Below are 19,159 nucleotides of genomic sequence, written 5' to 3' on the forward strand. Positions count from 1 at the left end.
CCGCGAAGTCTTCCCCATCATCACTGATGCACTCTCACCTGCGAAAACCTCGCCCACTGGAGCTTGACAAGCATAGGGGCGTCATCACGCTCGTCCTCCAGCTCGGCGCGCTCCTTCTCCCAGGCGGCCTTGTCCTGGGCGTGCTGCTTGACCAGGTCGGCTTTCTCCCGCCGCAGCCGCGCCAGCTCCTCCCGCTCGGAGTCCTTCAGTTTGCCGCCTCCGTTGCCGTCCCGCCCGACCTGCCCCGTTGCGTGCCGGTCCATCTGCACCCAGTTGTACAGCGTGTACTCGTTGACACCCAGATCCCGCGCGATATGCGCGACGGGCTTGCCCGTCTCCTTGACGATACGCACCGCCCCAGCCCGGAACTCCGGATCAAAACGACGTCTCGTGGTTCCTGCCACGACCAAACCTCTCTTGGTTCGGTCTCCACGCTACGAGGGGAAGCTCAGTTGTGTGGTGACCTCAGACTGAGGATGACGCTGGGCGGCGTTCGGGTGGGCGGCGTTCGGGCTACTTCGGCTGCCAGCGGCCGAGCTTCTTGGTGATGAGGGTGGCGCCGATGCGCTCGTAGAAGCGGTGCGCGCCTACGTTGGCCTCGGCCACCTCCCAGCGGATCACCTTGCCGTCGGCGGCTTCGGCGATGGCCCGCATGAGCTGCTCGCCTACGCCGTTGCCGCGTTCAGTGCCGGTCACGTACAGGTCGTCCAGGTGGAGGTAGTCCTGGCCGGACCAGAAGCTGATGCGCTGCAGCCAGGAGACGTAGCCGATGGGGTGGCCGTCCCGTTCGGCGATCAGATAGCCGACTTCGGGGCGGGCGAGCATCCGCTTCAGGTCGTCGACGCTCACCGTGACGCCCCAGCCCTGGTCTTGATGTTCGGCCAGGCCACGGATGAGCTCGTGCACGGTGGCGGCGTCATCGGGGGTGGCGCGACGGATCGATATCACAGGGATCCTCCCAGGAAGAGGGCAAGGGGTGGTGTGTTCTCAGGCGGGCCGGACACGCCCGGGCGGTCAGTGGCCCGGGGTGTTGCCGGTGGGCGGGATGACTCCCAGTCGCCGCAGCGCCAGCACCGCCGCGGCGGCGGCGATGACCGCGGCGATGACGGCCGCCGTGGTCAGCCCTGCGGCGAACGCCTCCCGCGCGGGGGCGAGCACGGCCGCGCCCAGCTCGCCGGGCAGTGTCTGCGCTGCGGTGAGCGCCCCGTCGAGGCTGTCGCGGCTGGCCGCGGCGGCCTCGGGCGGCAGACCGGCCGGTAGCCCGGCGGCGACCTGGCCGCGGTAGACGGCAGCGGCGATGCTGCCGATGATCGCGATGCCGAGCGAGATGCCCAGGTCGCTGCAGGTGGTCGCGAGGCCGGACGCCGCGCCCGCCTTCTGCGGCGGCGCCGAGCCAACGACCAGGTTGGTGGTCAGCGCCATCGACGGGGCGACGGCAGGGTACAGGACGATGAAGCCCGCGACCAGGAGCGGAAGCCCGCCGACCGCGCCGACTTGGGTGAGCATCAGGTAGCCGGCCACTTGGACGGCGAGCCCGGTCGCGATGAGCCGTCCCGGGCGGAAGCGCCGGGCCAGGATCGGCGAGGCTGTCGAGACGAGCACGAGCAATGCCGCGACCGCCAGTACCCACAGGCCCGCCTGCAGCGGCGACAGGCCCTGGACCAGTTGCAGGTACTGGGTGATGAGCAGGTAGACGCCGCCGAGCGCGGTCGCGGCCAGTAGGAACACGCCCAGGGCGCCGCTGACCACGCGGTTGGCGAACAGCCGCACGTCCAGCAGCGGCTCGGGCAGGCGCAGCTGGCGGACCACGAACCAGGCGCCGAACGCGAGCCCGATCACGATGGCGGCCACCGCGACGGCCAGGCGGCCGTCCTTGCCGAGCTCTTTGACGCCGTAGACGATCGGCAGGAGTGTGGCCAGCGTCAGCGCCACGCTGAACAGGTCCAGCCGGCCCGCGGCGGGGTTGCGCGGGTTGGGCAGCAGTGGGGCGCCAATGGCCACGATGACCATCACCGGCACGGCGACCAGGAACGCCGCGCGCCAGGAGAACGCCTCCAGCAGCGCCCCGCCGATCACCGGGCCGAGGGCGGTGCCGACGGAGATGCCGCCCGACCAGATGCCGACCGCGAGGCCCCGCTGGCGCGGGTCGGTGAAGGTGGAGAAGATCAGCCCGAGGGTGGCGGGCATCTGGGTGGCCGCGGCGATGCCGAGCACGGCCCGCCAGACGATCATCATGGCGGGATCGGAGGTGGTGGCCGCGATCACCGAGACGACGGCGAAAACGGCCGCGCCCGTGATCAGCAGGCGGCGGTGGCCGATCCGGTCGCCGAGGGTGCCCATGGTGACCAGCAGGCCGGCCATCAAGAAGCCGTAGATGTCGATGATCCACAAGGTTTGGCTGCTGCTCGGTCTCAGGTCCGCGGCCATCTGGGGGATGGCCAGGAACAAGATGGTCAGCATCATGAACAGCAGCAGGGCGGGCAGGACGAGCACGGCCAGCCCGAGCCAGTCTTTGGGGCGGGCACGTTGGGTGGGGCTGCTATCGGTTAAGGACATGGATGAGGCCTCTTCATAGGTGATGAGCAGTGCACTGAGCGGCGACGTGCTGTCGCGCTGCCCCTTTGGGGCGCGGATACAGTACCCCGGTTAGGCATATGGCGAGCACAGGTGTGCCTGGTGCGCCCGTCGCGGGCGCTCAGGCGGAGCGGGTGACCGGCCCTTGCGGCGGCACGCGAGCGGAGCGGGCCAGCAGGTCGTGGAGGAGGGCGACCACCTCGTCGGGGGTGAACTCCATGGCGTTCTCGCCGACGCTGACCTCGAAGGCGCATCGGTCCGGCTCGGACGCCGAGCGGACCCGGCCCCAGAGCTGGATGCCGTGCTCGGCGAGGATCGCCTGGCCGGCCCGTTCGACGGCGCGCCGGTCGGCGGGCAGGTGGATGTGGAACAGCGGGGTCTGCGGTGGGTCGGGGTGGGCGCGGGCGGTGCCGTCGGCGTTGATCGCGGCCGCGATGGCGATGGCGTGCTCGCGGTAGGCGGGCATCTGATCGGCCAGGCTGTCGAGGTGGACCAGCGCGGCGAGGGCGAGCGGCCAGGCGTCGCGGATGCCGCCGCCGAGCCGCTGCCGCCACACCCTCGCGACCTCCACGGTGGCCGCATCCGAGGCGAACACCGCGCCGCGCACGCCCTGCAGGCTCTTGTAGAGGGAGACGTACACGGTGTCGAACAGGGCGGCGATCTCGTCGAAGGGCCGCCGGTAGTAGCTCTGGGCCTCCCACAGCCGGGCGCCGTCCAGGTGCGCGGCGGCGCCGGTGGCGCGGGCGAGCGCGACCTGCTCGCCCAGGTCGTCCCACTCGGGCAGCAGGCCGCCGAGGTCGCGCTGCGGCAGCTCCCAGACGACCGCGGCGAGGGGCTCGCCGACCGCGGCCAGGTCCTGGGCCGTCATCAGCTCGTGCAGGTCGCCGGTACGGCGCAACCGCAGACCGTGCACGGCGTTGTAGCCCTGCTCCTCCCACACGTCCAGATGCGACTGCGGGTGGGCGGCGAACGTCCGGCGGCCGCGCCGGTCGGCGTGCAACCGCAACGCGGCCTGCTGGGCCATCGTCCCGCTGGGGAAGAACAGCGCGGCCTCCTTGCCGAGCAGGCCGGCCAGCCGCCGCTCCAGCACCGCGACAGGACCGTCGGGGCCGTCAGCCGGGGTCTCGTCATCCACCAGGGCCAGCATCTGCTCCAGCATCATGCGCGGCCTGCGGCGGATGGGCGCGTGTAGGAACAGGGATCGCCGCACCGGTGGGCTGGGGTCGGGCATGAAATGTCTCCTGTGCTCGTCGCAGCAAGGAATGCAGCGAATATAGAGGGAACTGTACCGGGGTTGGGTATCTAGGAGAGTCGGCCGGTCTGCGGACTTTCAGCAAGAGAGGGGCGAGCGGGGATCGGGCGAAGGTTCAGGGGGCCGGGGTCATGAGGTGGGAGGAGTCATCCGTGTTCGGCGTGCTGCCCGTGGTCGGTGACCTGGGCGTCGAACCAGGCGTGCAACGCCTCGAGGAGGGCCGGGTCGGAGGTGGTGTAGGTGATCTGGGCCCCGGCGGAAGCCTCCGCGTAGCGGATGTCGATCCGGTCATGGCCCGCCTCGAGCTCGCGCAGGCCGGGCATCTGGCCGCCATGGATGGAGGCGGGGTCACCGTAGTCGCCCTTGCTGAAACCCGCCGCCTCGGCGGTCAGATGCCCGCGGATCAAAGCGACCTGCTCGGCGTCGGCAGGGTCGTCGGAGGTGACGGTCTGCACGCCACCGGTGGCGGCCTTAGCGAAGCGGTGCGTGGTCCGCTCCAGGTCGAACGGCATCACCGTCCGGCTCTTGGCCGCGATCTCGGCCTGCCGGGCGGCCAGCGCCTGCTGCTCGTTCCGGCTGATGAGCACGTACGCCGTCGCGGCGACGACGACGAGGGCGAGCGCCGCAAGAAGCGCCTGGACACGTCGATCTTTAAGTTTCATCGATGGCCTCCGTGAGGGTGGTCAGGGCGCGCAGCACATCGGCACGCTCGCCCTCGGGAACACGGTCCAAAACGGCGGAGAACCGCTCGGCTCTGGCCTCGGCCAGCCGGGCCGCGGCGTTCACTCCGTGCGGGGTGAGCCGGACCAGCACGCCGCGCCCGTCGTCGGGGGCGGGGGTGCGCTCGGCCCAGCCGCGGTTGATGAGCTGGGTGACCAGCCGGCTGGTGGTGCTCTTCTCCAGCCGGAGCCGGTGCGCCAGGTCGCTCTGCCGCAACGCGCCGTCCCTGGCCAGCTCGCCCAGCGCGTGAGCTTCCGACACCGGGATGGGCTGGCCGCAAGGGGTCTGGTCCGGCTGGTGCAGGCCGAAGGCCCGCACGAACCGGGCCACGGCCTCCTGGAGTTCGCGATCATCCGCCATAGTTCGACCATACAACCACATAGTTGTGTCGGGCAACCAGATAGGTTGGCGGGAAAGATCGCCGTTCGGTGTCATAGGGGGCGAAGACACCGCACTGATCGCCCGGGCATATGACGCTCAACGCACCAGGTCACGGCAGGCGACCACGGCGGCGGACCGGTCTGCGTCAGTCGACCCAGTCCGGTTCGTCCGGATCTCGCAGCTCCTGCACGCCGGCAGGGCCGAGATCAGGCAGCGTGAAGGTGTAGGTGCCGATCACGTTGATATGCCGGCGGCCGAATGGCGACAAGCGGGCGACATCCTCCTCCGCGAGCAGGTAGCCCGCCTCCCGCAGACGGCCCAGGGCCTTGTCGACGTAGAAGGTGTTCCACATCGTGACGCAATTGAGCACCAAGCCCAGGGCGCCGAGCTGGTCCTCCATGCCCTTGTAGTAGCGCTGGTAGACCTCGCCCTTGCGGCCGTGGAAGATCTTCCCAGCCAGGGCGTGGCGGGATTCCTGCAGGTTGCGGATGCCCTTAATGTCGCGCCGATACGGCTCCTCCACGGCGTAGGTGAGGATATGGAGCGTCTTGAAAATCCGGCCGTAGACGGCGATCGCGTCCCCCAGCGGGGTGGGGTTGCCGTCGCGCTGCAACATCCGTATCACGTCGTAGGCGCGGATCCGGCCGGTGTAGATCGACGCCACCACCCGCAGGATGTCGTCCCAGTGCCGTTTGACCTTGGCCAGGTCGATCTTCCCGCGGGCGAAGCGCGCCAGCGGCCCGTGGTCGGCGTCCTGGATCCGCCAGCCCTTCTGATCAGGCAGGTCGACCAGCGCCGGCCGATACTGCATGCCCAGCAGATGCACCAGCCCGAAGACCACGTCGCTGTAGGATCCGGTGTCGGTCACGATGTTGTCCGGCCGCTGCCCGCCATCGCGCCGAAACAGCACATCGATCATGTGCAGCGAGTCCCGGACGGTGCCGGTGACCACCTTCGCGCCCAGCCCCACGCCCTGGTCATTGATCATGTTGAGCCAGGTCAGCCCCCTCTTGCCGCCGAAGAATTTCCGGTTGGGCCGGGTGTAGATGGACGGCACCGGAACCACGAACCGCATGCCGTCGATCGCGGCGACCAGGCCGCCGCCGAGCTGCTGCGCGAAGCCGATTTTCGCCTGCTCTTCGATCAGCGGCGCATTGGCCAGCGAGAACGTCTCGGCCGACAGGTAGTTCTGAGCCACGTGGCTGAGCCGGTCCCGCTCCAGCGCCGCGGTGCCGGCCTTGATGACCGGCGCGTAGCCGATGTTCAGGGCACTCGCGGTCAGGCAGGCCGCTACCGAGACGTGAAGTCGGCCAGCTTGCTCACCCCGCCCGCCACCGAGGTGAAAGCCGCCTCGAACGCCGGAACGCGGCCCATCACCTCCAGCAGCAGCTCGGGCAGGTCCACCCGGGGCAGCATGCCGGCCACCCGCTTGCGCAGATCCACCAGCGACGGCGGCTCGGGCATGGCCTGCAGCCTGGCCACGTGCAGCCGTCCCTCCTGATCGACGGTGACGTCCACCCCTTCGGTGCCGAGCCGGGCCGCCACGTCCCGCAACGCCAGATGCAGCACCAGCGCGTGCTCGGCCAGCAGCGTCTCCGGATGCTCCGGCAGCTGCAGGTCCGTCAGCGCCGGCCCCTTGGCCGCCGCCCAGTCGGCGCCGTCCAGCAGCTGGCCGCGCGGGTCCCGCCAGCGGGCCGAGGCCTCGGCGTAGACGTCGCGTCGCTTGAGGTGTCGGTGGAACTGGGTCAGCACGCACATGGTGTAAGCGTTCTTGTCCACCGTGCTGCCGTGCGATCCGGCTCGGAACACCAGGCGCCTCCACGAACCGGTCACCAGCGCGACGTCGATGTCGTCCTCGGTCACCTTCTTCTTGCGGCCGTCCAGCAGCCGTGGCAGCGTCTTCATCGCCGCCAGGACCCGCTGCGCTTCGGCGTTCGCCCCGAACTCGATCACCGCGGTCAGCGTCTTGAGGAACCCCGACACGGTGGCGATCCGCTCGGCCAGCAGCGCCCGCATCTGCCCATCAGCGTCGGCGTCCGGCGGCGGCACCATGCCGGTCACCGCGGCCACCGCCTCCTTCAGCTCCCGGCGCGGCACCATCGCATCGATCGCCTCCCACACCTGCTCCAGCCGCAACTCCTCGCCGTACTCGGTGACCTCCAGCAGCGTCTCCACCGCGACCGCCAGCGTGGCCGAATGCCGGGCCAGCTTCGGGTGCTGGCGGGCGCGCTCCTTGTCAGTGGCGGTCTCGGCCTTGCCGATCAGCTCGGTCGTCATCAGCAGGTCGAGCAGATCCAGGCAGTCGTCGACCGACTTGCCCTCCAGATAGATGACGGTGGCCAGCAACGTGGCCAGCTGCCGGGAGGGGCCGTGCCGGCGCAGCGTGGTCGCCGTGGCGGTCATCCCGTACCGGGCCAGATCCACCATCCGCCGGTGCGGCACCCCTGGCAGCAGCACCTTGTTGGTGCGCAGCCAGCTCACCCCGTCGACGGAGATGCTTTTCTTACCATCCCCGGTGTTCCACGCCCGCGCATCCACCCACGCGGTGAACTCCGCCTCAACCGCGGAGAACTCCCGCAGCCCGTACGCCTTCTTGATCTCGTCCTGGTGGTCGAACTGCGTCTGACGCCGCTCGGTGTACTGCTTGATCTGCGAGACGTCCGTCACGCCGAGCTGATCGGCCAGGTAGTCGATCACCTCGGCCGGGACCTCCAGCGGGTCCGGCAGGAACCGGCCCACGAACCGGGCCGTGGTCAGCTGCAGGGCGAACCCTAGCCGGTGCTGATCGCCACGGCGGCGCCCGATCAGCTTCCGGTCCGCGTCGTCGAGGAAGAACATCTTCTCCAGCTCGGCCCGCGTCGGCACCCCTGCGTTACGGCCGTAGGCGGCCGCCTCATCATCGCTTAAGAACTCAACTGGCATGGGCCCCGAAAGTAGGACTCATCCACCACAGCGGACCAGACGCAAGATCAAATTGTGATCCCCGAACGGTTGAGGCGACCCCCGTGAACTGCATGGTTCCGCAGGTCAAACACGTCGGAACGACCATCCACGGTTAGTCGAGCCTTGAGGGCCGCCTAATGCGACTTTTCGTTCGTATGCTGCTCAGCCCCGGACTCATATCCCAGTCCCCAGTTCTGCATCGTTCCCGCCTTGAAGTTCTCCACGACCACGTCCGCCTGGGCGATGAGGTCGTACAGCACCTCGCGGGCCGGTGGCGTGCGCAGATCAAGGACGACGTTGGACTTGTTGCGGTTGAGGCCCTGGTAGTAGGCGCTCGTCGTCTCGGCCTCATCGACGAACGGCGGCCCCCACCGGCGGGTCTCATCACCCGCGGGCGCCTCGACCTTGATCACTTCTGCGCCGTGGTCGGCGAGCATCTGCGCGCACAACGGCCCGGCGAGAACCCGGCTCAGGTCGAGAACGCGCACGCCGCGGATGGCGCCGCTCATCTGACTCCTCCGGTCAGCAGCGGCCACCACGCCTGGCTGTTGACGGCGGCGGCCAGATGGTCGTGCCAGTGGCTCTCGTTGCCGAATTCATCGCGCCAGGCCCACAGCCGCGTGGTCATCGCCCCAAGGTGGTGTTCGCTGGAGTAGCCGAGCGCGCCGTGCAGTTGATGGCCGATCGCGGCGACCTGCCGCACGCCGGCCGAGGTGGTCGCCTTCGCCGCGGCGACGGCCACTTCGGCGTCGGCGTCCTCGTGCTCGGCCGCCGAGACGGCGGCCTGCGCGCTCACCTGCATGGCGGTGACCTCTGCGGCCAGAGCCGCCAGGTGCTGCTGCACCGCCTGGAAGCGGGCGAGCGGGCGGCCGAACTGCTCGCGTTCGGTGACGTAGTGGCGGGCGGAGACCAGCACCGCGCGTGCCGCCGCCGCGAGCTGGACGGACCTGGCCAGCGCGCCCCGCGTCAGCAGCGCGGTGGGGTCCAGGCCGGGCGGCGCGACCGCGGACACGTGCACTGCCGTCACCCCTTCCAGGACCAGCACGTCCCGTGGCTCGCCGGCGAGGTTGTCCGCCGTCACGAGGTCCTGGCCGGCCATCTGGCGGGCGCCGCCGGGGATGACGGCGACCGTGCTCTCATGCCCGCACCGGACCGTCGTGACGACGTGATCGGCGTGCCGGGCCCACGGCACGCGAAGGCGCCCCGACAGCCGCAGCGCACCGTCCCGCCGACGCCCGCGAGCCGCGTCGAGGGAGGCGACGACCAGGCCCTCGGGCATGGACAGCCTGGCGCCGGCCAGCAGCCAACCGGCGAGGAAGGCGGTCTCCACCACAGGCACCCGGGCGGCGTGAAAGGCCGCCAGATCAGCCACCACCGCCAGATCGCCCAGGGTTCCCCCGCTGCCGCCGGCCTCCTCCGGGACGCCGACGAGATGGAAGCCGCCCTCGCTCAGGTCCTTCCACACCGCCCGGTCGAAGCCGTCGGCGTGGGTACGGCCCTCGCCCGGTCGTTTGAGGATGGCGCTCACCGCCGCGCGGATCTCCGCACGCAGATCGTCGTTCATCGGACCCCCAGTCCTCGCGCCACGACCGAACGGAGGATCTCGTTGCTTCCGCCGCGCAGCGTGAACACCGGGGAGTGCAGGACCGCCTCGGCGAGCAATCCTTCCAGCCCCGGCCCGTTCTTTCGGGGCTCGATACCCGCCAGCCGCCGTACGGTCTCCACCACGTCTCCTTCGAAGCGGGATCCGAGATCCTTCACCAGCGCGGCGGCGATCTCGGGCGGCCGCCCCTCGGCCAGCGCCGCCGCCACGGACAACGACATCTGGCGCAGCGTCCAGGCGCGTGCCGTGAGCCTGCCCAGCTCCCGATCGGCGACCGTGTCACCGCTCTGCCCGCCCAGCTGCTCCGCCCACGCGCGCAGGAGCGGCACCGTGCTCATGTACCGCTCTGGCCCGGACCGCTCGTGCGCCGGTTCGGCGGTAACCTGCCGCCAGCCCGCGCCGCGCTCGCCCAGCAGACTGTCCTTCCCGACGACGGCCGCGTCGAAGATCACCTCGTTGAAGTGGTGCTCCCCGTCAACGGCGAGGATGGGGCAAATCTCCACACCTGGTGCCGGCAGGTCCACGATGAACTGCGACAGCCCCGTGTGCCGGTCCGCCGGCGAACCGTCCGTACGGGCCAGGACGACGATCGCATGAGCAAAGTGCGCCCCGGTCGTCCACACCTTCGTCCCGGTGATCTCCCATCCCCCTTCGACCTGCCGGGCGCGGGTACGTACGGAGGCCAGGTCGGAGCCCGCGTCGGGCTCGCTCATCCCGATGGCGAAGTAGCAGTCGCCACGCGCGATCACCGGCAGATAACGCTCTCGCTGCGCATGGCTGCCGTGGCGCAGGATCGACGGCCCCATCTGGCGGTCGGCGATCCAGTGCGCGGCGACGGGCGCGCCCGCGGCCAGCAGTTCCTCGGTGACGACGAACCGCTCCAGCGGTGATCGATCATGGCCGCCGTAGACGCTCGGCAGCGTCATGCCGATCCAGCCGCGCGAGCCCAAGCGCCGGCTGAAGGCTGGATCGGCCACCGACATCCACGCATCGCAGCGCGGAACGAAGGTACCTGCCTGCAGCTCGTCGTCAAGAAAGCCCCGGACCTCGTCGCGAAGCCGTTGTGCGGCCGCGCTGAGGCGGTGTGGGGGAAGATGGATGGTCGATGTCAACCGGACTCCTCCTTCGGTCCGGTTCACGCTATGAGACCAGAGTCCACCAGGGGGACGATGTTCCGTTCAGCGGACGGCCAGGGATGTCTTGTCAGCGCACTGGAGGGTGCGTGATCACACCTGCGGCCAACATCAAGCTCAACTGGGTCTCCGATCCCGCGCGATGGGCGTTCATAAGCTCCACCAGCCGCTCCACGTCACCGGCGCCGAGCGCGGCGACCATCTCGCGATGCTCGGCCAGGATCCGTGCCCGTCCCGCCTCGTCATAGAGGTAGACCGCGTGGTAAGGCAGCGCCCACGTCCAGATGCGCCTGATCTCGCCCACGACCAGGCCCAGCTCGCTCAAACCGAAGATCGCGAAGTGGAACCGGCTGTTGAGGGTACGCATGCGCGGCAGGTCCACCTCGGCAGCGGCCTGTTCGACCTCCGCGGCCAAGGCCGCGATCTGGGCGAGCTCGTCGGCGGCGGGCTGAGAGAGGCTGCGGATCACCTCCGTTTCCAAGAGCCGGCGCATGAGGTACACCTGGTCGAACTCCGACCGGCTCAACCGGGCCACAGCGAAGCCGACATGTTGCTCATGGACCACCAGACCGTCCGCGACGAGCTGGCGCAGCGCCTCACGCACCGGCAGCCGGCTCACCCCCAGGGCGGCCGCCATGTGCTCCTGCCGGATCTGCTGGCCGGGCAGCAGATCCCCCGACACGATCATCTGCTTGATCTCATCGACCACCCGCGACACCGCCTGGCTGGCGGCAGGCGCGACAGCGGTGGCCGGAGTCTTCCTGGACGGCATGGCGCTCCTCACGATCCCCTCCACCGTAGGGGCTCGCCCACCACGCACGCACCCCCGTGACCCGCAGCCTCAGGTGCTCAGCCGGTGACGCTGCCGCCGTTGAGGTTGAGGGTCTGGCCCGTCATCCAGGATGCCTCCGGCGAGGCGAGATAGACGACGGCCGCCCCGACATCCTCCGGCGTACCCAGCCTGCGGGTCGGGATCTTCTGCGCGAACTCCTGCGTGCTGTCTCCGGCGGCGTTGCTCTGCAGACCGAGCGCGAGAGAGTTGGCGGTCACGCCGAACGGGGCGAGTTCCTGCGACAGATGCCGGATGAAGCCCTCCACCCCGCTTTTGGCCGCCCCGTACAACGAGATGCCCGCCGCCGAACCGGTGCGCGCGGCGCCGGAGGAGATCTGGACGATCCGTCCCCAGCCCGCCTCACACATGTCATCGGCCACGGCCGACACGCAGTTCATGGCGCCGAACAGATTGACCTCCACCGGCGCCCGCCACCGGCTCGGCGCGAGGGTGCGAAACGGCCCCTGCCCGAAGTCTGCGGGGATGCCCGCGTTGTGGACCAGGATGTCGAGATGCCGCCCGAACTCCGTACGGGCCCGGGCGGCCCCCTCTCGCACCGCTTCCAGGTCGGTGACGTCGAAGACGACCGGGACGGCTGCCCCACCGGCGGAGATGATTTCCTGGCTCACCGCCTCGGCACGATCCGGCACCAGATCGTTGACCGCCACTGCGGCCCCCTGCGCGGCCAGCGCCCGGGCGATCCCCGCGCCCGCGTTCTGACCGGCCCCGGTCACCAACGCGGTACGACCCGACAGATCAAACATCGTCTCCTCTTTTCTCCCCGCACCGACAGCCGTGCCGTTCCGCCCGCTCACCCATACTGGACGAGCTCCACCAGGTGACCTTCGGGGTCCTCAACCTGGGCGACACGCAAGCCGGCCTGGGGCATGTCCCTGGGGCCGGAGCGCACGACCCCGCCCGCGGCCTCCGCCGCCCGCACCACCTGGTCCACGTCGCCGACGGTGAAGCCGAGCACCGCCTCGCCTGGCTGCGGGGCCACCTCACGCCGGAGCAGGACAAGGGAAGGCTCCTCGCCTCCCGCCGAACCCAAGATGATCTCCTCGTACGGCCTTTGCCCCTCCCCGCCGGCGACGCGGTGTCTGACCGCCAGGCCCAGGACCGTGGAGTAGAACGCGGCCTCGGCCTCAAGATCGCCGACGAGGAGCTTGGTGAAAGAGAAGCGCGGACCATCGGCCATGGTGCCTCCTGGGGAACGATTGATTGCGACGGCGACTTTTCCCAGCCAGTACACCGATCGGCGGCGCGCATCGGAGGCGAGTGTTCCACTGGATGGGAAGCTTCGTTGTGACCATCGGCTCCCATCGCGAGCCGCCGCGCGACCGATCCGCCCTGGAGCGGCCGCGTGCCCTGATTGGTGGGCGCCGCCGTCGACGCGGATCTCCGTGTGTTCTCGCCGATCTGGACGGTGTAGTCACCTGGCGTGACCAGCCAGCGGTCTTCCTTGATGTCCCAGTAGGCGAAGGCGCGAGCGTCCAGGTCGAAGGTCACGGTCGTGGACCGGCCGGGTTCGAGGCCGACCTTGGTGAAGGCGCGCAATTCTCGAGCCGGGCGCCGGACCGGTCCGGCCTGCGTGGCGACGTAGAGCTGGACGACGTGCTTGCCGTATCGCTTGCCGGTGTTGGCGACGGTGACGCAAACGCGCGCGCTGTCGTCCCCGGTAGCCGTCACCGTGAGGTCGCTGACAGCGAAAGTCGTGTAGGTGAGCCCGTGGCCGAAGGGGTAGCGTACCGGCAGTTCGACCGTTTCGTGGTAGCGGTAGCCGACCATGACACCCTCGCCGTAGCGGACCACGTCTCCTGCTCCCCAGGGAATTCAGGTAGCTGGCGGTGTCCTGCAGCCGTTGCGGGATAACCGCCCGGAGGGCGCGGTGATGCCGAACAGCAGATCGGCGATCGCGCCCCCACCCGCCTGGCCGAGCAGCCAACACTCCAGGACGGCGTCGACCTCGTCGCGCCAGCCCTCCAGCGACACCAACCCGCCGTTGGACAGGACCACGACGGTACGGCGGGCCGCCGCAGCGGTGGCGCGGATGAGGTCCACCTGCTCGGCGGGGAGATCAATGGACGCCCGATCGTAGCCTTCGGACTCGTTGACGTCGGCCAGCCCGGCGAAGACGATCGCCAGGTCGGCGCCCTGCGGGCTGGTGATGACGGTGCGGTCTCCGGCGAGCTTCCTGATCTCCTCCAGCGGTATGTCGACGCGGGTGGGATTGATGTGGGAGCTGCCACCGCCCTGGAGGCGCGGCTCGGTGGCGAAGAATCCGAGGACCGCGATCGTGCGCACGTCGGCCCCGACGGGCAGTGTGTCACCGTCGTTCTGCAGCAGCACGGCGCATTCGGCGGCCAGCTCGCGGGCCAGGGTGTGGTGGGCATCGACGTCGAACGCGGCGGGCTCCGGCCGCCAGACGTCCACCATGGCGCGCACCCGCGTGAGGGAGCGGTCGACGACCGCCTCGTCGAGTTCACCCTCCCGTACGGCTCGTACGATCTTGGCGTCGTTGGCGGGGTTGCCCGGCATCTCCAGATCCAGCCCGGCCTTCAGCGCCTGGACCCGGTCGTTGACGGCGCCCCAGTCGGAGACCACGACACCCTCGAACCCCCACTCCTCGCGCAGCACCTGGGTGAGCAGCCAGGGATGCTGGCTGGCGTAGACGCCGTTGACCTTGTTGTAGGCGGCCATGACCGTCGCGGGCCTGGCTTCCGCTGCTGAGTTCACCTGTGAAGTTGCGCGGAAATGTCCCTGCCGGCTCGCTGGGGGTACTGCGGTGAGCGCCATGAGTGACGCGCCTCGTTCGATGTCGTGATTCTGGATCGATATTTGTCGGGGTGCCGGTAAGAATCGTGTCAGTGCGCCATGAAAAGCACTGTTTGTCCGAACGGAGGTGAAAGACCACCGTCGCTCTGCCGTCGTAGCGGTGGGGTGAAGCAGGAGGCAGCCTGATCCGGGGATCGCCGGGGAGGGTGGGAGCGGCCTCGACAAAGTCGGGTGGGCCCAGCTACCGGATGGGTCGGGCCCGGTGAGCGAGACGGGAAGGTATACGCGAGGAACCGGTGTCTTACCGCCTCTTGAATTCTTGCCAGCTCCAACTCGGTGGATATGGGCTGGTCGGCCCGGCGCTCGGGTCGCTGTCACCAGACGCAAAGTAGCTGTGAGTGATCGGGAGCTCCTGAACGGGTTGACATAAGCGCCGTTAGCAAGCACCGCGACCTGCCGAAACGCGCCCGCCGCCGTTATCGGGGTGGCGAGCGCCGGACTCATCCCCGGAACGCCCGGGCCGAAACTCGGAGTCGGGCGCCGCAGCCGTCACCCGCTGTGGCCTGCGGCAACGCCCTACTTTGCCCCTGGTGACAGCGACCCGAGCGCCGGGCCGTCAGGCAAGTAGACCCCGGCATGTCGAGCGTGGTTGGGGGCCGGCCAGCGCGGTAAGACGGGTGAGGTTGACGGCGTAGCCGGCGCGGGTGGTGGCGGCCCGCACCTGGTCGAGGAAGCGGCCGACCGCGGCCGCGACGCTCTGCCCGCCTGCCGGGGCGTCGGCGCTCGGCGCGGGTAAGGAGACGACCGCCACAGCAGCTTTTTCACGTCGATGTGACACATAATGTGGCCGAGTCGTGTCTCGCCCGGCTCGCCGCGAGCTGGGCTCGGTCCCGGCCGCGGAGGTCAGTGTGGCAGATAATGCAGATTCTGTGTCACGGATGTGCGGCGCCATGGGCAGCGGCTAGGTGGTCGTTCGCGACCGGGTCTCGGCGGCCCAATGAGGTGCGTTCCACCGGTCGGCGATGGTGGCGGCCTGAGCGAAGTGGGCGGCGGCCTCGTCGTCGTGACCGAGGAAGACGGCCAGCTCGCCGAGGGTGTGGGCGACCGGGCGCAGCTCCACCGACAGGCTCGTGGCGTCCGGCGGGGGGCCGTCGCGGCGCGCAAGCAGCGTCGCGTAGATCTCCTCGGCCACGGCGCGATCGTCCAGGGCGATGGCGGCCATCGCGCGGACGGTCGTGAGGAAGGTGAAGAAGTAGTCGGGGCGGATCGGGTCCGAGGTGCGTATCCGGCGGGCTTCGTCAATCAGGCCGTTGGCGTGCAGGGCGAGGACCAGCAGGTCGGAGGCGATCGGGCCGAACGCCTCGTGGAAGGCGCGCACCTCCTCCAGGTGCTCGCCGAGCGTGCCGTTGTTCACCCAGATCGCGGCCAGCGCGAGGCCGAGGAAGCCGACGGCGTGCAGGGATCCGGCACGCCGCATGCCGTCGGCGGCCTCGGTGTAGAGCCCTTCGGCGTCGGCGAACCGGCCCTCGATGAGGGCCAAGGTCGCCAGCACCACCTTGGCGACGCCGATCGCTTCGGGCAGTCGGTAGGCGCGCGCGAGGTCGAGGGCCTCGCCGGCCGCGCGGCGCATGGTGGCCGGGTCGTTGGCCGCGGCGGCGCAGGCGGCCTGGTTGAGCAACCCGGTGACGCGGTAGACGGGCAGGTCGTGCTCGGTGCCGATCGCCACCAGCTCGCGGCAGAGGTCGTCGCGTTCGGGCAAGCTGCCGTGGCCGCGGGTCAGGACCTGGAGGGCCGCCGCCCGCAGGCGGGGTGAGGTGGCGAGGTCGAGCGCCTCGCGGGCCGCCGCCAGGGCGGTGGGGTCGTCCTCGCCGACCAGTTCTTCGGCGTAGGCGGCGAGGAGGTGGCTGCGTACTTCCGGGGCCAGGTCGGTGCGCTTGAGCAGGCGGCTCAGCCTGTCGACGATGGGCCGGTCCACCGTGCCGTACTCGCGGGACTGCCATGGTGTCGGCTCGGTCCAGGCCGTGAACGCGGCGATCATCAAGTCGTCGCGTCCCAGGGACTCGGCGTACTCGACAGCCTGCAGGCGGGTCTGGCGCGCGGCAAGCAAGGCGCCGGCCCGGATCTGCGCCCGCAGCAGCCTGCCATGCAGGTCTATGCGTTCCTCCGGGTCGGTCGAGTTCGCGACCGCGTCGGTGAGGAGATCGGCCGCGACGTCGTGTGCGTAGCGTGCCTCGGCCAGCTCGGCGGCCCGGAGGCAGTAGCCGACGGCCTGGGGGGATCCGGCTCGCGTGTAGTGGTACGCGAGCGCCGTGATGTCACCGGTGGTCTCCAGCGCGGCGGCGAGGCGGGCGTGCATGCGGGTGGCCCGCAGGCGGCTGACGTCGGCGACGAGGGTGTCGCGGACGAGGGCGTGCACGAACCGCACCCGCCCGGGGCCCGGCTCGCTCAGCAATCCGGCGATCACGCCCGTGTCCAGCGCGTCGAGCACGCCGTCCTCGTCGGTGTAGGCGGCCTCCACCAGGACGTTCACCGAGCTCTCCCGGCCCGCGACCGCGGCCAGGCGCAACACGGCCACACCTGCCTCGGGCAGCCGTGCGAGGCGCCGCCGCAGCACGTCCCGTACGCCCTCGGGGACCTCGGAAAGGGCGACCAGCGCGCCCTCCCCGTTCATCAGCCGGGCGCTTTCGCGTACATAGAACGGGTTGCCGCCGGTGCGCTCGGCGATGGCGGCGGCGGTCTCGTCGTCGGCCTTGCACTCGGTCCGTACGAGCTGTGCGACGGCCTCCTCGTCCAGGCCGGGCAGGGGGAGCCGCAGCGGTGTGGCGCGCGCGAGGGAGGCCAGCGTTTCGGTGAGGTGTTCACTCTCATCCGCCCGGTACGCCGCGACGACCAGCAGGGGAGCCCTGATGCCCAGGCCGCCGCCGAGCAGCTCCAGCGTGGCGGTGTCCGCCCAGTGCAGGTCGTCCAGGACGATGGCGACCGGGCGTTGCGCGGCGACCGCCGCAAGCCATGTCCACACGGCTTGGCGCAGGCGGAACCGTCCCGCGGTCGCGTCACCGTTCACCGGCCCGGCGTCGGCGAGCAGCGGCGCGAGGTCGTCCGCGAACCCGCCCGGGGATGTGGTCGCGGCGATGCTCCTCAGCACCTCGGTCCACGCCCACGCGGGCGGCGCGCTGTCGATCTCGGGGCAGCGGCCGACGGCGACCAGCCATCCGTCACGTTCGAGCCGCCTACCGAGGTGTTCCAGGAGCGTCGACTTGCCGAGCCCGGCCTCGCCGGTGACCAGGGCGATACGGGCTCCATCGGCAGCGGCTTCGGCGGCGGCCGTGACCAGTGCCGACAGCTCCGCCTCGCGTCCGACGAACGGCGCCTCGACGATCGTGGCCGTTCCCGGGCGAGGGGCCGCGGTCGGCTGTGGCGGGGGCGGCGGCACGGTCGCACGTAGGACGTCCAAGCGCTGGGTGAGGATCGCCTCCTCCAACCCGGCCAGGTCCGGGCCGGGGTCGAGCCCGAGCTCCTCGGCGAGGATGCCGCGGGCGCGGCGGAGCGTCGCCAGCGCGTCGGCTTGGCGGCCGCTGCTCCACAGGGCCAGGGCGTGCAGCCGCCAGCCCTCCTCTCGCAGCGGCTCGTCGCGGGTGAGCCGCTCGGCCTCGGGAACCACCGCGGCGGCGTCGCCGATGCGCAGACCCGCCGCGACGTGCAACTCGGTGGCGACCAGGCGCAGCTCGTTCAGCCGGGCCGTCTCGGCGGCGGCCCACGGCTCGTCGGCGACCTCGGCGAACGCCGGTCCCTGCCACAGCCCCAGCGCCTCGGTGAGCCGAGCCCGGGCGACGCGCGGGTCGGTGACCGTACGGGCCTGGTCGAGCAGGTCCTCGAACCGCCACGCGTCCACCGACTCCGGCGGCATGCGCAGCGCATAACCGGGCGAGGCGCTCACCAGCAGCCGGGCCGGCGTGCGTGGCGGACGTCCGGGCTCCAGCAGCCGACGCAGGTTGGACACGTACGCCTGCAAGGACATCAGCGCCCGCGCGGGCGGCTCCCCGCGCCACAGATCCTCGATCATCCGGTCGACCGGCACGACCTGCCCACGCGCCGCCACCAGCAACGCCAGCACACCCCGCTGCCGCGGCCCGCCCAGGGGAACGGGCTCGCCGCCGACCTCGGCCCCGAAAGAGCCCAGCACCCGGATGAAGACCATGATCCGCACATTTTACGTGGACGTTCCAAACCGCTTCCAAATCCCCTCCAAACACCCGGGAGCAGCCTGAACACGTCGCCACCGATGAAGGGCAGGAACAGATGAGCGTCGACACCCAGGACATGGAGATCGTCCACCGCGTGCTCCGGCGTGAGTCACGGCTGCTGATGGAGCTCGTCGCGGCCGTCACCCCGGGTGACACCGCTCGCGCCAAGGTGATCGCCGACCACTTCCGCCTCTACCGGCTGGGCCTGCACCACCATCACGAGGGCGAGGACGAGCTGCTGTGGCCGCCGCTGCTTTCCCGGGTGGACCTGGAGGCCGACATCGTCCTGCGCATGCAGGCCCAGCACGAACGCGTCGCCGACACCCTGGCCAGGCTGGACGCCACGGTCCCCGCCTGGGAGGCCACCGCGGGCGCCGACGAACGCGACACCCTCGTGGCCGCCCTCTCCGAGCACCGCGCGGTCCTGCTGGAACACCTCGACGACGAGGAGGCCACCCTCCTCCCGCTCGCGGCCAAGCACATCACCGAGCAGGAGTGGGCCTCCCTGGGCGACCACCTGGTGAACAACACTCCCAAGCTCACCCTGCTCACGCTCTTCGGCGCCGTCCTGGAAGAGGCGAACCCGGCCGAGCGTGCCATCGTCCTCGGCGGCCTGCCCGCTCCGGTCCGCGTCATCTGGCACGTCATCGGCCGCCCCCGCTACGCCCGCCACATCCGTCGTGTCCGCGGCTGAACCCCGCC

The 19,159-nt window shown here is 70.4% G+C and carries 18 protein-coding genes and 1 pseudogene; 1 reads left to right on the forward strand and 18 read right to left on the reverse strand.

The window, feature by feature from the left end; translation table 11 throughout:
• Nucleotides 1-20 precede the first annotated feature (20 nt).
• The 18 genes and pseudogenes from AB0J16_RS51780 to AB0J16_RS51865 form a co-directional block, all read right to left on the reverse strand.
• Nucleotides 21-404 carry a transposase gene (locus AB0J16_RS51780; protein ID WP_358554202.1) on the reverse strand — a complete coding sequence of 128 codons (384 nt, stop codon included), beginning with the start codon at nt 402-404 and terminating at the stop codon, nt 21-23.
• A 109-nt stretch (nt 405-513) separates the two neighbouring features.
• A complete protein-coding gene (locus AB0J16_RS51785) occupies nt 514-948 on the reverse strand; it encodes a GNAT family N-acetyltransferase (RefSeq protein ID WP_358554205.1) in 435 nt (144 codons plus the stop codon).
• A gap of 66 nt (nt 949-1,014) precedes the next feature.
• Nucleotides 1,015-2,556: an MFS transporter gene (locus AB0J16_RS51790; protein WP_358554208.1), complete on the reverse strand. Its 1,542-nt coding sequence runs from the start codon at nt 2,554-2,556 to the stop codon at nt 1,015-1,017.
• A 139-nt stretch (nt 2,557-2,695) separates the two neighbouring features.
• Nucleotides 2,696-3,805 carry a beta-eliminating lyase-related protein gene (locus AB0J16_RS51795; protein ID WP_358554211.1) on the reverse strand — a complete coding sequence of 370 codons (1,110 nt, stop codon included), beginning with the start codon at nt 3,803-3,805 and terminating at the stop codon, nt 2,696-2,698.
• 167 nt (nt 3,806-3,972) lie between these two features.
• On the reverse strand, nt 3,973-4,488 hold the full coding sequence (locus AB0J16_RS51800) for a hypothetical protein (RefSeq protein WP_358554214.1): 516 nt from the start codon (nt 4,486-4,488) through the stop codon (nt 3,973-3,975).
• On the reverse strand, nt 4,478-4,906 hold the full coding sequence (locus tag AB0J16_RS51805) for a MarR family winged helix-turn-helix transcriptional regulator (RefSeq protein ID WP_358554216.1): 429 nt from the start codon (nt 4,904-4,906) through the stop codon (nt 4,478-4,480). The genes AB0J16_RS51800 and AB0J16_RS51805 overlap by 11 nt, the downstream gene beginning before the upstream one ends.
• Nucleotides 4,907-5,072: 166 nt before the next feature.
• Nucleotides 5,073-6,209, reverse strand: a complete 1,137-nt coding sequence (locus tag AB0J16_RS51810) for a transposase (RefSeq protein WP_358554534.1) — start codon at nt 6,207-6,209, stop codon at nt 5,073-5,075.
• An 8-nt stretch (nt 6,210-6,217) separates the two neighbouring features.
• Nucleotides 6,218-7,849 (reverse strand): DUF4158 domain-containing protein, encoded by a 1,632-nt coding sequence (locus AB0J16_RS51815; protein ID WP_358554219.1) that lies wholly within the window; start codon nt 7,847-7,849, stop codon nt 6,218-6,220.
• A gap of 155 nt (nt 7,850-8,004) precedes the next feature.
• The gene (locus AB0J16_RS51820; protein ID WP_358554222.1) at nt 8,005-8,379 is read right to left on the reverse strand and encodes a CoA transferase; all 375 of its coding nucleotides are present in this window, start codon (nt 8,377-8,379) and stop codon (nt 8,005-8,007) included.
• The gene (locus tag AB0J16_RS51825; protein ID WP_358554225.1) at nt 8,376-9,434 is read right to left on the reverse strand and encodes an acyl-CoA dehydrogenase family protein; all 1,059 of its coding nucleotides are present in this window, start codon (nt 9,432-9,434) and stop codon (nt 8,376-8,378) included. Before AB0J16_RS51825 ends, AB0J16_RS51820 begins: the two co-directional genes overlap by 4 nt.
• Entirely contained in the window at nt 9,431-10,585 is a 1,155-nt protein-coding gene (locus AB0J16_RS51830) for an acyl-CoA dehydrogenase family protein (RefSeq protein ID WP_358554228.1), read from the reverse strand. The genes AB0J16_RS51825 and AB0J16_RS51830 overlap by 4 nt, the downstream gene beginning before the upstream one ends.
• 91 nt (nt 10,586-10,676) lie before the next feature.
• A complete protein-coding gene (locus AB0J16_RS51835; protein ID WP_358554231.1) occupies nt 10,677-11,378 on the reverse strand; it encodes a GntR family transcriptional regulator in 702 nt (233 codons plus the stop codon).
• 77 nt (nt 11,379-11,455) lie between these two features.
• On the reverse strand, nt 11,456-12,202 hold the full coding sequence (locus AB0J16_RS51840) for an SDR family NAD(P)-dependent oxidoreductase (protein WP_358554234.1): 747 nt from the start codon (nt 12,200-12,202) through the stop codon (nt 11,456-11,458).
• A 47-nt stretch (nt 12,203-12,249) separates the two neighbouring features.
• Nucleotides 12,250-12,636, reverse strand: a complete 387-nt coding sequence (locus AB0J16_RS51845; protein ID WP_358554237.1) for a VOC family protein — start codon at nt 12,634-12,636, stop codon at nt 12,250-12,252.
• 221 nt (nt 12,637-12,857) lie between these two features.
• Nucleotides 12,858-13,226, reverse strand: a pseudogene (locus tag AB0J16_RS51850) (fibronectin type III-like domain-contianing protein); the annotation flags it as partial.
• A 45-nt stretch (nt 13,227-13,271) separates the two neighbouring features.
• Nucleotides 13,272-14,174, reverse strand: coding sequence for a glycoside hydrolase family 3 C-terminal domain-containing protein (locus AB0J16_RS51855; RefSeq protein ID WP_358554240.1), 903 nt, complete (start codon nt 14,172-14,174; stop codon nt 13,272-13,274).
• 655 nt (nt 14,175-14,829) lie between these two features.
• Nucleotides 14,830-15,024, reverse strand: coding sequence for a hypothetical protein (locus AB0J16_RS51860; protein WP_358554243.1), 195 nt, complete (start codon nt 15,022-15,024; stop codon nt 14,830-14,832).
• Between the two features lie 150 nt (nt 15,025-15,174).
• Nucleotides 15,175-18,411 (reverse strand): BTAD domain-containing putative transcriptional regulator, encoded by a 3,237-nt coding sequence (locus AB0J16_RS51865; RefSeq protein WP_358554245.1) that lies wholly within the window; start codon nt 18,409-18,411, stop codon nt 15,175-15,177.
• A 101-nt stretch (nt 18,412-18,512) separates the two neighbouring features.
• On the opposite strand from AB0J16_RS51865, the gene AB0J16_RS51870 reads away from it, so the two are divergent.
• Nucleotides 18,513-19,151 (forward strand): hemerythrin domain-containing protein, encoded by a 639-nt coding sequence (locus tag AB0J16_RS51870; protein WP_358554248.1) that lies wholly within the window; start codon nt 18,513-18,515, stop codon nt 19,149-19,151.
• Nucleotides 19,152-19,159 lie beyond the last annotated feature (8 nt).

Source organism: Nonomuraea sp. NPDC049750, from assembly GCF_040659625.1.
GTDB lineage: Bacteria > Actinomycetota > Actinomycetes > Streptosporangiales > Streptosporangiaceae > Nonomuraea.